The organism is Flagellimonas alginilytica (genome assembly GCF_042134605.1).
Lineage (GTDB): Bacteria > Bacteroidota > Bacteroidia > Flavobacteriales > Flavobacteriaceae > Flagellimonas > Flagellimonas alginolytica.
In genome coordinates this window covers 904335-917601 of sequence record NZ_CP169638.1, presented here as the reverse complement: position 1 = coordinate 917601, position 13267 = coordinate 904335, and the positions used below count along the sequence as shown (strand labels likewise).

At 42.8% G+C, this 13267-nt stretch carries 9 protein-coding genes; 3 read left to right on the top strand and 6 right to left on the bottom strand.

Features of this window, described 5'->3' with window-relative positions; translation table 11 throughout:
- The 6 genes from ABTP35_RS04100 to ABTP35_RS04075 form a co-directional block, all read right to left on the bottom strand.
- Entirely contained in the window at positions 1–5559 is a 5559-nt protein-coding gene (locus tag ABTP35_RS04100) for an MG2 domain-containing protein (RefSeq protein ID WP_293293683.1), read from the bottom strand.
- 179 nt (positions 5560–5738) lie between these two features.
- Positions 5739–6530: a TPM domain-containing protein gene (locus ABTP35_RS04095; RefSeq protein ID WP_293293685.1), complete on the bottom strand. Its 792-nt coding sequence runs from the start codon at positions 6528–6530 to the stop codon at positions 5739–5741.
- Complete coding sequence (locus ABTP35_RS04090; protein ID WP_293293687.1) at positions 6511–6948, bottom strand: TPM domain-containing protein; 438 nt, start codon at positions 6946–6948, stop codon at positions 6511–6513. The genes ABTP35_RS04095 and ABTP35_RS04090 overlap by 20 nt, the downstream gene beginning before the upstream one ends.
- Before the next feature lie 3 nt (positions 6949–6951).
- Positions 6952–7551 carry a LemA family protein gene (locus tag ABTP35_RS04085; RefSeq protein ID WP_224836409.1) on the bottom strand — a complete coding sequence of 200 codons (600 nt, stop codon included), beginning with the start codon at positions 7549–7551 and terminating at the stop codon, positions 6952–6954.
- 19 nt (positions 7552–7570) lie between these two features.
- Complete coding sequence (locus ABTP35_RS04080) at positions 7571–7900, bottom strand: MerR family transcriptional regulator (RefSeq protein ID WP_224836410.1); 330 nt, start codon at positions 7898–7900, stop codon at positions 7571–7573.
- Entirely contained in the window at positions 7900–8877 is a 978-nt protein-coding gene (locus ABTP35_RS04075; RefSeq protein ID WP_224836411.1) for a M23 family metallopeptidase, read from the bottom strand. Before ABTP35_RS04075 ends, ABTP35_RS04080 begins: the two co-directional genes overlap by 1 nt.
- A 104-nt stretch (positions 8878–8981) precedes the next feature.
- Here ABTP35_RS04075 and alaS point away from each other — a divergent pair, with 104 nt between their 5' ends.
- From alaS to ABTP35_RS04060, 3 genes are all read left to right on the top strand, one after another.
- Entirely contained in the window at positions 8982–11594 is a 2613-nt protein-coding gene (gene alaS, locus ABTP35_RS04070) for an alanine--tRNA ligase (protein WP_293293693.1), read from the top strand.
- Between the two features lie 90 nt (positions 11595–11684).
- Complete coding sequence (locus tag ABTP35_RS04065; RefSeq protein ID WP_293293695.1) at positions 11685–12644, top strand: GSCFA domain-containing protein; 960 nt, start codon at positions 11685–11687, stop codon at positions 12642–12644.
- The gene (locus tag ABTP35_RS04060) at positions 12645–13259 is read left to right on the top strand and encodes a DUF4230 domain-containing protein (RefSeq protein WP_293293697.1); all 615 of its coding nucleotides are present in this window, start codon (positions 12645–12647) and stop codon (positions 13257–13259) included.
- The last annotated feature ends 8 nt before the right edge of the window (positions 13260–13267 follow it).

Genomic DNA, 13267 nt, shown 5'->3' with positions numbered 1-13267 from the left:
TTACTGAACTATTTTTACCCATTTTCCTTTGTTTCGGGCTTGATAGTTGTTATCGTACATCGCTTCTGCTTGGGCACCTGGCAAATAATATTCACCCAAGAAAGAGGCATTCAATTTGATGATAAAGGTTTTGGATTTTTTGGCGCCCAAGTCAAAATATAAGTGGGTTCTATCATCTCTGGTATCCACATAATCCGCTGCGGAAGTGTTTGCATTGCCTTCCCCTGCATATGAGGTATCCACAATCTCCCAACCACTGGGCACAATATGGGTGAGTGCAATGTTGTCGATATAATCATCCGAACTGTTTAAAATACTGACCTGTGCTTGGAATTCGGTTCCTTGCCTAAGTTCATCCACATTGATGGAATTACCAAGGGGATCTACATAGTTTACGCTTAACCTTAGGTTCTGTTGTTGCGCCAATTCTTCACCCACGGGCAATTTTCCTGATTGGGTCAGTGTGGCATAAATAGTATTGCCTTGGTTGTTCTTTATTTCAATTTCTTCTTTGAACTTGGTTACGGAGAGTTCCCTTTGCGCTATGGCCCTATCTGTTTTTACCGCTATACTTTTTCCGTTATTGGTAAAAGTAAGGTCAAGGGACTTCCCACCGTTTTTAGCCACCATTTTGGACATGGCCAAGAGGGCAAATGCTGTTTCTTGAGTGCTGTACCATTGCTGTGATGATAAATTTTTGGCTAAGGAAACAGCTAATTCCCGTTGTTGGGAGTCGTTTAAAATTACCATGGTTTCCAATGCCATTGCCCGGTTTCTGAAAACTGAACCATAGGTTCTGTAATTGTAATTATTGGGTTTAAAGTTGATGTTTGCCTTTTGTGCTAGAGCTTGGGCTACCTCTTTTTTGCCAACCAGCGCATAGGCTGCTGCCAATCTCCATTTGGCCTCGTTGCTAAGATTTACGGTTTCACGCAAGCGATTCATTGCGGCCAGTTCTGGTTGTTGCGCCAATGCCAATGTGTACAAACGATAGGCTTGCGAAACATCATCGTTATAATAAGTCGCCTGATTACTCCATTGGCGAGCGGCGTTTTTTTGATAACGTAACCAATTGCTCAAGAAAGTCAATGGGAGCTGGTAGCCCTGTTTTTTGGATTCCAACATAAAATGGCCTGCATAGGAAGTTCCCCAATCATCGGCATTCCCGTACCCGGGCCAATAACTCAATCCTCCATTCGGGATTTGAAAATCGCCTAGGCGTGTTATAGCGGCTTTTATGTTTTTTTCGATAGCCTTCTTTTTGTCAAAAGTGATATCCAATACATCGCCCAAAAATAATTGTGGGAATGCTGCCGAAGTAGTCTGTTCTACACAGCCATGTGGGTATCGTAACAAATAATCCATACGCTTGGAGAAATCCATGGGAGGGAGAGTGGAGAATTCGATGAAGGCCTCATTTGTGCCCGATGTCCCAAAAGTCTCCATTGAAATGATCTGTGAGCCAATGGCTTCCAAGGTGTAGAGTTCACTTTTTGTGGTCACTGGATTTGGGTTCTCCACGTCAATTTCGGTTTCGTTACTGGCACGTTCGCCAGCCCCCGAAGCGGTCACTTTTATCGTCTGGAACGATGTTGCCGGGTTGACCTTAAAGTCGAAATTCACGATTTGCTCCCCAACGGCATCAAAAGTGATGTTTTTTGAAGTACCGTTGATAGGTTCCAATGCTTTTCCTGCATCAATACTGATCTTTACGTTTTTAACTTTGGATTCCATGGCAAAAACCGTAACAGGAATGGTCACGGTTTCACCAGGTGATAATTTTCGAGGAATAGAGGTCAAAACCATTAAAGGTTTACGAACGGGTGCTGTTTTTTCGGCATTGCCATAAGCGCTGTTCGGGTTTCCTGCAACCACCATGGTACGAACAGAACCCACGTAGTTCGGCATATCGATGGTGTGCGACACTTTTTCCCCTGCCTTTAAGGAAAATGGACCCAAATAGGTGACGACGGGTTTAAAACGTTGTGCTTTACGATTTTTGGCTCCTGCTCCAATACCTCCCCCACCAATGGCGTATATATTATCTGCGCTAACAGAGTACGCCCCCATGACATCATCAAAAATATCAAAGGTTTTTACACCTAAGGCTTGTCGGGCATAGAACGAACTGTGAATATCGGGTGTGGCAAAACGGGTCAAATCCAATAGTCCTTCGTCCACTACGGCCAAGGTATAGGTCATAGGTTTTTGGTTGGCTTCGGAAATTGTGACCTTATAGGGTTTTTCAGGTGCCAGTACCTCGGGCATATCGATTTGTGGTTTCAACAAGGTGGCCGGATTTTCTACCATAACAGGAACAACCCCGTACAATCGTATGGGAAGATCGTTTTTGGCTTTGCTGTGTGGTTGTAAAAGTGATATGTTGATGTAGGCATTGGGTGCCATTTCAGCCGTAATTGGAATGGTAGCTCTAGTCTCTTTGGCTGAGGTTTCTATCCATTGTTGGGAGAGTACCTCGGTACCGTTTTCAATACTTAGTAAGGCTCGGCTTCTAGTGTCGGAGGGAAAAGTTACAGCTACTTCTTCCCCAAGGGTATATTTTTCCTTATCGGTGGAGAAAATCAAGATTTTTGAACTTTCGGTATCGGCTGTGGCAGGTCTGCGCCACCAATTTCGGTAAAAATAGGTGGTACGTCCTGTCGCATGGCCGGAGACCTCGTCAATAACACGAATCAAGTAGCGTCCACCCTCCTCGTCGGGAATATTGATGTTGAAGTTGGCTGTTCCGTTACTTCCCGTGGTTAGGCTCATTTCTTTAAATGGACGATGAACGGTAGCGTTTTCGTAGCGCGAAAGATTATCGTAACCGCGGTTCCACCACCAGCGCCATTCAATTTTAAATACTTGGACTTTTAATTTTCGGTTGCCCGATGGGTTACCTTGGGCATCAACAGTCACCACATCAAAGGTGTTGTTCTCATCCGTTAAAAATGAACCGTATTGTTTTGCTTCAGGCGAACGAAGGCCCACAAAGTTTGAAAATGGAGCCAGATTTTTCGAAAACACATCAATGGAAAAATCTCCTCCTCCTTCAAAAACCTTGGTGGTAAAGGTGGCTTTCAACATGCCCGGGGCATTTTCGTTTACATTAATTTCCTTATTGATGTTGAGCACACCGTTCGCATCCAATTTGGAAGAAATCCACTGTAACTCGGTTTCATTAAAAGTGCGAGCGGGGTCTTGGAAAATAAAATCTTTATACTTGGGGAAAGCGGTTGCCGTTTGACTCAAAGTGGCGTTAATGTCGATTTTAAGATTGCGGGCCGGAGCGCCGTGCAACCATTTTACCGTGGCCTTACCTTGATTATTGGTGTTGGCTTCGAGTACTTCATCATCAAAAGCAAAATCCACTTTTAAACGGTTGGGCTTTACCGTTGCCACTTTTAAGGTTTTATTGAATTGGGCACCTCCCACTATTACTTTGGCTGACCAATTTCCGGTAGATGCCGTTGCATCTGTTGGGATGGGGAAGTAATAAAAATTCTTTTCTTTTTTGGCGTACAGATTATCGGAAACGGGAGTATTTCCTTCTTTTAAAACGTTGCGCTGTACCAGTTTTCCCCGAGCATCGGTTACTTCCAGGGTCACTGGGTGTCCTTGGGGCAATGGGTTGGCGTTATCATCCAAAGCGAATGTTAAATGGATCACATCACCTGGTCGGTGAACCCCTCTTTCAGTGTAAAGAAAGCCTTTTAATCCTTTTTGAAGTTGCTCGCCGGACACGTCGAATTTACTAAGGGACAGTGCATTGCCGTCCGATAACTTGGCGTATGCAAAATTATTGTTGCTTTCGGCAACCGCAAAGGCGATACCTTTATCGCTATCGTACACCGAAAGGCCGGAAGCGTCTGTTGTAACCTCCCCGACAAGTTGTTGTTGGTAATTGTAGAGTTTTATTTTTGCATTGGCCACCGGCTGGGTAGTGAGCAAATTAGTTACTGCAAAATGATGAGAGCGATTATTCCCTTTTTTAACAATTAATCCCAGATTACTGCCCAATAAATTGGTTGCAGCTATCCTATCGTAGTTGTAATAGGCCGAATGACACGGGTTATCGCGTTCTTGCCAATTATAGTTGTAGTTTCTATAATTGTATATTTCGTTGTTCCAATATTGCTCTTCCAGTGATTCATCGTCCGAACTTTGTTCCAAAGTATAGTCATTGACGGATTCTTCGGTTGACGCTGCTTCTCCACAATCGTAAGTGGTGTGTTCCTTTTTGAAACTGAATTCTACGCGGTACAATGATCCCGGGTTCACGTTTATCAATTCGGATAAATCCAATCCGTGGGCTTGCCAATAACTGTTGTTTTCGTTGCCTTTCTTTGTTAAGGGAATCACTTTGTAGGCCACTCGGCGACCAACAGGTCTAAAATCCGGGCTGTAGTTTTCCGTTAGGTCGTAATTTTGAAGATACTGGAGCATATTGTCCTGATACACCTGTATTACTCGAACTTCTACTGCAGAAAGGTTTACGGTTTCAAAATAGATGGGAGTAGCGTTTGCTTTGGGTAGGATCGTACCTTTCGAAATTAAACGGACCGCTGGTTTTAATTGCTCAAAAGAGACCAGTTCCGAAAAATCGTTTTTAAGCGTAAAACCGTATTCACTCTTAATTCCCTGAAAAGCGTTTATGCGTACCTCTCCCAAAATCCTATTGGAAGGATAAACGCTCAGTACATTCCCGTTGATTTCGTACCGAAGGCTTTCTGCATTTTCAATGGTTACCAGACCATTGAGGTTTTGGTCTTGTTGCAACGGCTCCGAAAAATTTAGGGTCAGTACGGCATTGGGTGCAGATGTGGTTCTTGCATCAATGATCACAAACTTGTTTTTACCCGGTATGGTGTAAGTTTCCGAACCTTTATTGTCGATATTGTATGCATCACCGGTCCAATTTATAGCGAGTTCACTGTCCTCTGTTTTTCGGGATATACTATCTATCTTAAAGCTAAAATACTGTGCGTTTTCATCGGTATTGTCCCATTTTACAGGGATGTTTTTTTCTCCCTGTTTTACGGATAGTACCGAGTTTATCTTGGATGCGTCCAATATATCCGAAGCATCCAAAGTACCGGTAAGGTATTGCCAATCTTTGTTATAGGATTGCAGATCACCCAAATTGATCCTAAAATTGGGTGCGATGGTCTTAAAACTGAAGGTATAAGTTTTGAATTCACTATCAATATCCTCAAAAAGCTTGTTGAGCTTCAAATTAAGGGTGTATTCTGTGTTTGGTTTTAAATATTCCGAAGGTTGAAATAGAAGTTCCCTACCATTTTCAATCACTAGCTTTCCATCCACTTTAGGTGAAATTTTCAAATAGTCCGATGGTAACTCTTGGGTCAATTCAAACTGATCCAATTGTTGTGCCAATACAATGGTGATTGGTTTGGAAATGCTTTGGTTCCCATTGGTATGGTAGCTGATGTAATCCTTGAACTTAAAAAGATTGTCGGTTTCGGTGCTGTTCTGTTTTTTACAGGCTGCGGCTAGGACAAATAGTGCAGCCACAAGTGTTTTAAATGACCGGGACATGTGCTGAATAGTGTTTAGTGATGAAAAATATCTAACGGCAAGATAATTAAAATTGCCCATGGGTGAGATAGAAATTGATGTATGGGCAGTTTGGGTTTATGAATGGATAAACACAATGTCCATTGCAAATTTTGGAGAAAAAGTACGGGGTCTTTTTGCTTTTAGGTTTACTCATAAACCTACCACCCCCCAGAGGCACCGCCTCCGCCAAAGCCGCCACCGCCGAAACCTCCGCTAAATCCACCACTGCCACCGAAACCTCCACTTCCAAAACTACCGGAAGAACCGGAGCTACGACCCATATTACTGAGAATGATCATGTCCCAAATATCGAGCCCGCTGCCGCGTCGGCCGCCTCTACCGTTGCCTCCCCCTTTGTTTTTACGACTCCATAAAATAATAAGGATCACTATAAAAATGATAAAGGGAAACAGGATTTCAAAAGGAAACGGTCTTCTATTGCCAAAAGTTCTGTCCTCGGAAAATTCTCCGGTGAGCACTTTAAAAATGGCATCGAAGCCTTTGTCCAGTCCACCATAATAATCACCTTTTTTAAATTCAGGGATAATTACGGATTCTATGATGCGTTTCGACATGAGATCGGTTAAACTTCCCTCCACGCCATAACCTGTATTAATGGCAATCCTACGATCGTTTCTCGCAAGTAACACCAATACGCCATTATCCTTATCGGCCTGTCCAATACCCCATTTTTGTCCCCATTGTGCTCCTAAATAATTAATGTTCTCACCTTCTGTGGAACTTATAATGGCAACAACAATCTGGGTAGAGGTACTATCGGAATATCGAATCAGTTTTTGTTCCAAAGCATTGCTTTGCGAATCGGACAATAAATTCACATAGTCGTAAACACTGGTTTCTTTTTGTGGTTTTTCGGGTATGTTGAATTGCCCCCAAGCAAGGGAGATAGATAAAAAAAAGAGGAAAAAACTAGCCTTTGGATATCGCATTGTTCAGTTCGTTCTCATCATTTTGTTTCCATGGAAAATGGGCTTCGAGTTCCTTGCCAGCCATAAGAACACCTTCGACGATACCTTGTTTAAAATTTCCGTTCTTAAACTGGGAGGCAATAATATCCTTGGTGGTCTCCCAAAAACCTTTTGGAACTGCCCGGTCAATACCTTCTCCACCGTAAATAACAAATTTTTTGTCGTCCACTGCAACGTAAAGCAGAACCCCATTGCCTTCTTTGGTGTTGTCCATTTTTAGGAAATGGAATAGTTGCTGCGCCCTGCTAAAGTGATCTATTTTGGTGGATGCTTCAATATGTACCCGTATTTCTCCCGAAGTGTTCTTTTCTGCCTCGACAATGGCATTTATAATTTCACGTTCTTCCTCTGCGGTCAAAAACTCTTCTACCTGCGACATGGTTTAATTGAATTCGAAGTTTACATCCGGAGCATTTTCTGAACCTGGATCTGCGGAATATCTCGGCATTTCCTCAAAGCCAAACCAACCGGCAAGTAATTTGCCGGGGAATTTTGAGATATGGACATCATAAATGTTCACCTTCTCGTTAAATCTATCCCGGGCAACATTGATTCGGTTTTCGGTGCCTTCCAGTTGCGATTGAAGCTCCAAAAAGTTCTGATTGGCCTTTAATTCGGGGTAACGCTCCACGGTAACGAGCAATCTCGATAGTGCAGAGGAAAGCCCTGTTTGGGCTTGTTGGAATTCCGCTAACTGTTCCGGTGTAATATTGTTGGCATCTATGTTGGTGGATGTTGCTTTGGCTCGTGCTTCGATTACATCGGTCAAAGTGCCTCTTTCAAAATCGGCGGCACCCTGAACGGTCTTTACCAAATTCCCGATCAAATCGTTTCTACGTTGGTAGGAGCTCTCCACATTGGCCCAAGCTGTTTTTGCATCTGCTTCGTATTGTACGGCCGTGTTGTTGAAACTTACTGCCCATTGGTATAGTCCAAAGACAATGACTAAGACAATAATCAAGGGGATTAACCATTTTTTCATTTTGCTATGGAATTAGTGTTTAAAGTTGATCTTTTATCTTGAGTAGTTCGGCCCTTACTTTTTGTAATTTTTGAATTACCTCGAAGTTGGACAGTACTTTTTGCTTTTCTTCTTTCAGATGGATTTTGGCTCCTTCGAGGGTAAACCCGCGTTCTTTGACCAAATGATAGATCAATTGAAGGTTCTGAATATCCTGCGGCGTGAATTTTCGATTGCCCTTGGCATTCTTTTTGGGCTGAAGTACATCGAATTCTTTCTCCCAAAAACGAATCAGGGATGTGTTCACCCCAAAGGCCTTGGCTACTTCGCCAATGCCATAGTATCGTTTTTCTGGCAGGTCTATGTGCATTAATCCAGTGATTGGTTCTCTTGGTTCGCCAACCTGAGCATGTTCTCAAATTCTTCAGCAGATAAACTTCCGTAGTAGAAGTTGATCGGGTTAATGCGTTCTCCGTCCTTGAACACTTCGTAGTGGACGTGGGGTGCTTGGGAACGTCCCGTACTGCCTACAAAGCCAATGAGGTCGCCTCTTTTTACTTTTTGGCCTACGGTAACATTGTACTTGCTCATGTGCCCGTACAAGGAAATGTAACCATACCCATGGTCTATTCTTACGTGTTTTCCATAACCGGAAGACCTATTATCCGCCCGAACCACTTTGCCATCTCCGGTCGCATAGATCGGTGTGCCCCGTGGTGCCGTAAAATCCATGCCCCAATGCATTTTTCTAGCTTTGGTAAATGGGTCGGAACGCCAACCGAACCCAGAGGCCATTCGGGTAAGGTCTTCGTTGCTCACAGGTTGAATTGCCGGAATAGAGGCCAAAAGTTTTTCTTTTTCTTCCGCTAACTTGGCAATTTCATCCAAAGATTTGGATTGGATAACCATTTCCTTTTGAATAATGTCCAATCGTTTTGTGGCATCGATGATGATCTCTGAATTATTGAAACCTTCAAGGTCCTTATATCGATTGATTCCACCAAAACCGGCCCTACGCTGTTCTTCGGGTATGGGATTGGCTTCAAAATATAATCGGTAAATATTGTTGTCCCTATCCTCGATATTGGCCAAGACCTGTTCCATTTGGTCCATCTTGCGACCAAGGATCTCAAATTGGAGCTCATAGTTGCGTACTTCGCGTTCCAAGGAAAGTTCCTTTGGGGTATTCACCCAACGCGTATTCAAAAGAATGATGAGACCAAGAAAACCGAACAAGGCAGAACCCAACAGAAACAAGAAAACATTCCTGTAGCGCTTGGATTTTTTGGGCTCTATCTTTCGGTACGAAAGCGTGTCCGGATCGTAATAGTACTTTACTTTAGACATGAATGGATTTTATCCTATTTTTGCTCACTCATTTTAAACAGAACAAACAAATATAAAAATTGTTTTGCTTAAAGTGTTAAATTTAAGAAAACCCTAGGAATTCAATGACATCCCAAGAAGTTAGAAAACAGTTTTTAAACTTTTTTAAAGAAAAGAGCCACAAGATTGTTCCATCCGCGCCCATGGTAATGAAGGACGACCCTACTTTAATGTTCACCAACGCGGGAATGAACCAATTCAAGGAATACTTTTTGGGCAACTCCGTGCCAAAGCACAAACGTTTGACCGATACTCAAAAATGCTTGCGTGTGAGCGGAAAGCACAACGATTTGGAAGAGGTAGGGAAAGATACCTACCACCACACCATGTTCGAGATGTTGGGGAATTGGAGCGTAGGGGATTATTTTAAAAAAGAGGCCATTGCCTGGGCTTGGGAACTGCTCACAGAGGTATATAAAATTGATAAGGATCGCTTGTACGTTTCTATTTTTGAAGGTAGTGAGGATGATGGTTTGTCCTTGGATCAAGAGGCTTATGATCTGTGGAAAGCGATAGTGCCCGAAAACCGAATTATAAAGGGGAACAAAAAGGACAACTTTTGGGAAATGGGCGATCAGGGGCCATGTGGACCCTGTTCCGAAATCCACGTGGATATCCGATCCAAAAAGGACAGGGATAAAGTCGATGGCGCTTCATTGGTAAACCAAGATCACCCACAAGTTGTGGAAATCTGGAACTTGGTATTTATGCAGTTCAACCGTAAGGCCAATGGAAGCTTGGAACCACTTCCAGAAAACCATATTGATACAGGAATGGGCTTTGAGCGCCTTTGTATGGTGCTCCAAGGAAAACAATCCAACTACGATACCGATGTTTTTACCCCGCTTATACGAGAGGTGGAAATCATCACAGGAAAAAAATACGGTAAGGACGAGCAGACGGATATTGCCATCCGGGTAATCTGCGACCATGTTAGGGCAGTTGCTTTTTCCATTGCCGATGGACAATTGCCCAGCAACACCGGCGCCGGTTATGTAATCCGAAGGATTCTACGCCGCGCCATACGCTATGGATTCACTTTTTTGGATACCAATAAACCTTTTATATACCGTTTGGTAAAGGTATTGAGCGAGCAAATGGGAAAGGCTTTCCCAGAGTTAAAGGAGCAATATCAATTGATAGAGAACGTAATAAAAGAAGAGGAGAGCTCTTTTTTGAGCACTTTGGAGCAAGGCTTGGTATTGTTGGATTCCGTGATAAAATCATCAAAAAACAAAACTATTGCTGGCGATAAGGCCTTTGAGCTTTACGATACTTTTGGTTTCCCAATAGATTTGACCGCCCTTATTTTGGAAGAGAAAGGCTATCAATTGGATGTGGAAGGATTCGAAAAGGCCCTAAAGGCCCAAAAGGATCGATCAAGGGCAGCTTCCGAAGTTACCAAGGACGATTGGAATGTTCTATTGACAGATGCCGAGCAGGAATTTATCGGGTATGATAGCTTGGAAGCTACCGTAAAATTGGTTAAGTATAGGAAGGTCACCAGTAAAAAAGAAGGAGATCAATATCAGATGGTGTTTAATCTTACCCCGTTTTATGCCGAAGGTGGTGGTCAGGTAGGGGATAAGGGTTACTTGGAAGCCTCTAATGGCGATGTTACTTACATTGTGGACACCAAAAGGGAGAACAACGAAATTGTTCATTTTGCCAAGTCGCTGCCCAAGGAAGTCTCGGGAACCTTCAAAGCTGTGGTGGACCAGAAACAGCGTTGGAGAACAGCTTCTAACCATACCGCAACGCACTTGCTGCATCAAGCATTGCGCGAGGTATTGGGAAGCCATGTGGAACAGAAAGGGTCCGCTGTCCATTCCAAATATTTACGATTCGATTTCTCCCATTTTTCAAAATTGACGACGGAAGAGCTTAGGGAAGTGGAAAACTTTGTAAATGCTCGAATAGATGGGCACCTTCCTTTGGAAGAAAACAGAAATGTTCCCATGAAAGAGGCTATGGAACAAGGGGCCATGGCACTTTTTGGTGAAAAATATGGCGATACGGTCCGCACCGTCCGTTTTGGTCAATCCATTGAACTTTGCGGCGGCACTCACGTAAACAATACAGCGGATATATGGCATTTTAAAATTGTGTCCGAAGGAGCTGTGGCGGCAGGAATACGTAGAATCGAAGCTATTACTTCTGATGCGGTAAAGGAATTTTATTTTAACAACAACCGCATGTTGTTCGAGATCAAGGATTTGCTGAAAAACACCCAGGATCCGGTAAAATCCGTGGCAAGTTTGCAAGAAGAGAATGCAGCCCTTAAAAAACAAGTGGAGCAATTATTGAAGGACAAGGCCAAAGGACTCAAAAACGAATTGATTTCCGAATTGGAAGATATCAATGGTATTAAATTCCTATCCAAAAAAGTGGATTTGGATGCAGGTGGTATCAAGGACCTTGCTTTTGAAATGGGTGGACAGGTAGATGATTTATTCCTGTTCCTTGCTTCGGAAAAAGACGGAAAAGCCATATTGTCTTGCTACATTTCCAAAGATTTGGTGAAAAATAAAGATTTGAATGCCGGAGCCATTGTCCGTGAATTGGGCAAATACATCCAAGGCGGCGGAGGTGGTCAGCCGTTTTTTGCCACTGCGGGGGGTAAAAACCCGGCAGGGATTCCCGAAGCACTCAACAAGGTAAAGGAATACCTAAAGTAGTTTCCTGAGAATTCCTTTGTTGCATCGTGCATAGGTGTGATGTGTTGCCATGATGTTCTCGACTGCTCTCGAACTAACATTTATAATTCGATGGAACTACAAACCAAAATACCTTTAAGTCCTAGTGATAATCCAATAGATTATCAAAATAAATTGGTGCTTTTAGGTTCTTGTTTTGTTGAGAATATGGGTGCTAAGTTGGACTATTTCCAGTTTCAACAACTTCAGAATCCTTTTGGGATATTGTTCCATCCTTTGGCCATTGAGAATTTAATTGAAAGAGCCCTAAACGGAAGGGATTATAAGCTAGAAGAGATATTTGAGCAGGATGGGATTTGGCGTTGTTTCGACGCGCATTCCGATTTACGTTCCGATAATCCCGAAGCGTTGTTACAAATACTGAACCAAAGGTTAAAGGAAACCGAGACTTGGTTGGGGCTGTCATCCCATATCATCATTACTATGGGAACAGCTTGGGTCTATGAATATTTGGATTCCAACAAAATAGTGGCCAATTGCCATAAAGTGCCCCAAAAACAGTTTGCAAAAAAATTGTTGAGTATCGAGGCAATTGAATCTTGCCTGGATTCGATTGTAGACAATATAACAAAGGTAAATCCTAAGGCACAAATTATTTTCACGGTTTCTCCTGTCCGCCATTTAAAAGATGGTTTTGTGGAAAACCAGCGAAGCAAGGCGCATCTGATAGCCGCAGTCCATTCGTTATTGTCATCTCGAACGCAGTCTAGAGGCCTTGGGTACTTTCCGTCTTATGAAATTATGATGGACGAGCTTCGTGATTATCGATTTTATGGAACGGATATGGTGCATCCCAATCAGTTAGCAGTGGATTACATTTGGGAAAAGTTTAAATCGGTCTGGATTACTTCAAATTCATATGCCGTGATGGATAAGGTAGATTCTGTACAAAAAGGGTTGCTGCATCGACCGTTCAACCCGGATTCTGAAGCCCATCAAAAGTTTAAAACATCGCTCCGAACAAAAATTACGTATCTTCAAGAAAGGTATCCTTTCATGATATTCAGTTAAATGAAGAAAATCCTAGTAGGGGCGTTGATTGCGTTGGCCTCCGTGTTAATTTATAAATCGTGTACGGAAGATCGTTCCCAAAAGACCATACTGGAAGAAAACTCCATGCTGATCCAGCAAGAACTGCGCAATGTGTCCAAATTGGTGGTCACCGAAGGTCATTTTGCCGAAGTGTACAATTACAAAGACTCCAAAGAACTGTTCGGTCCATTGATAACGGCAAATAAAAAAGCTTTGGTGGTGGTCAATGCCGATGTGTCCGTGGCATACGATATGTCCAAGATCGATTACGATGTTGATCGGGAAAATAAAGTATTGACCCTAAGGTACATTCCGGAGCCGGAAATTGCCATTAATCCTGATTTTGAATATTACGATGTTACCGCAGATTACTTGAATCCATTTAATGCAGGGGATTATAACGCCATTAAACAAAATGTGAAACAGTCCTTGATGAAGAAAATAGAAGCCTCATCCTTACGATCGAACGCAGAGAACCGATTGTTGAGCGAACTTTCACGCATTTTGGTGCTGACCGATTCCATGGGATGGACGTTGGTATATAAAAATACCCCAGTGGAAAATACCGTACAATTGAAAAATATTTTGGATTGAGGTGTCAC

Bases quoted from the DNA above. Each gene is read 5' to 3' on its own strand.
- ABTP35_RS04075 (WP_224836411.1), bottom strand. From the start codon at position 8,877: ATGTCTAAAGTAAAGTACTATTACGATCCGGACACGCTTTCGTACCGA.
- ABTP35_RS04060 (WP_293293697.1), top strand. From the start codon at position 12,645: ATGAAGAAAATCCTAGTAGGGGCGTTGATTGCGTTGGCCTCCGTGTTA.
- ABTP35_RS04085 (WP_224836409.1), bottom strand. From the start codon at position 7,551: ATGAAAAAATGGTTAATCCCCTTGATTATTGTCTTAGTCATTGTCTTT.
- ABTP35_RS04100 (WP_293293683.1), bottom strand. From the start codon at position 5,559: ATGTCCCGGTCATTTAAAACACTTGTGGCTGCACTATTTGTCCTAGCC.
- ABTP35_RS04090 (WP_293293687.1), bottom strand. From the start codon at position 6,948: ATGTCGCAGGTAGAAGAGTTTTTGACCGCAGAGGAAGAACGTGAAATT.
- ABTP35_RS04095 (WP_293293685.1), bottom strand. From the start codon at position 6,530: ATGCGATATCCAAAGGCTAGTTTTTTCCTCTTTTTTTTATCTATCTCC.
- ABTP35_RS04080 (WP_224836410.1), bottom strand. From the start codon at position 7,900: ATGCACATAGACCTGCCAGAAAAACGATACTATGGCATTGGCGAAGTA.
- ABTP35_RS04065 (WP_293293695.1), top strand. From the start codon at position 11,685: ATGGAACTACAAACCAAAATACCTTTAAGTCCTAGTGATAATCCAATA.
- alaS (WP_293293693.1), top strand. From the start codon at position 8,982: ATGACATCCCAAGAAGTTAGAAAACAGTTTTTAAACTTTTTTAAAGAA.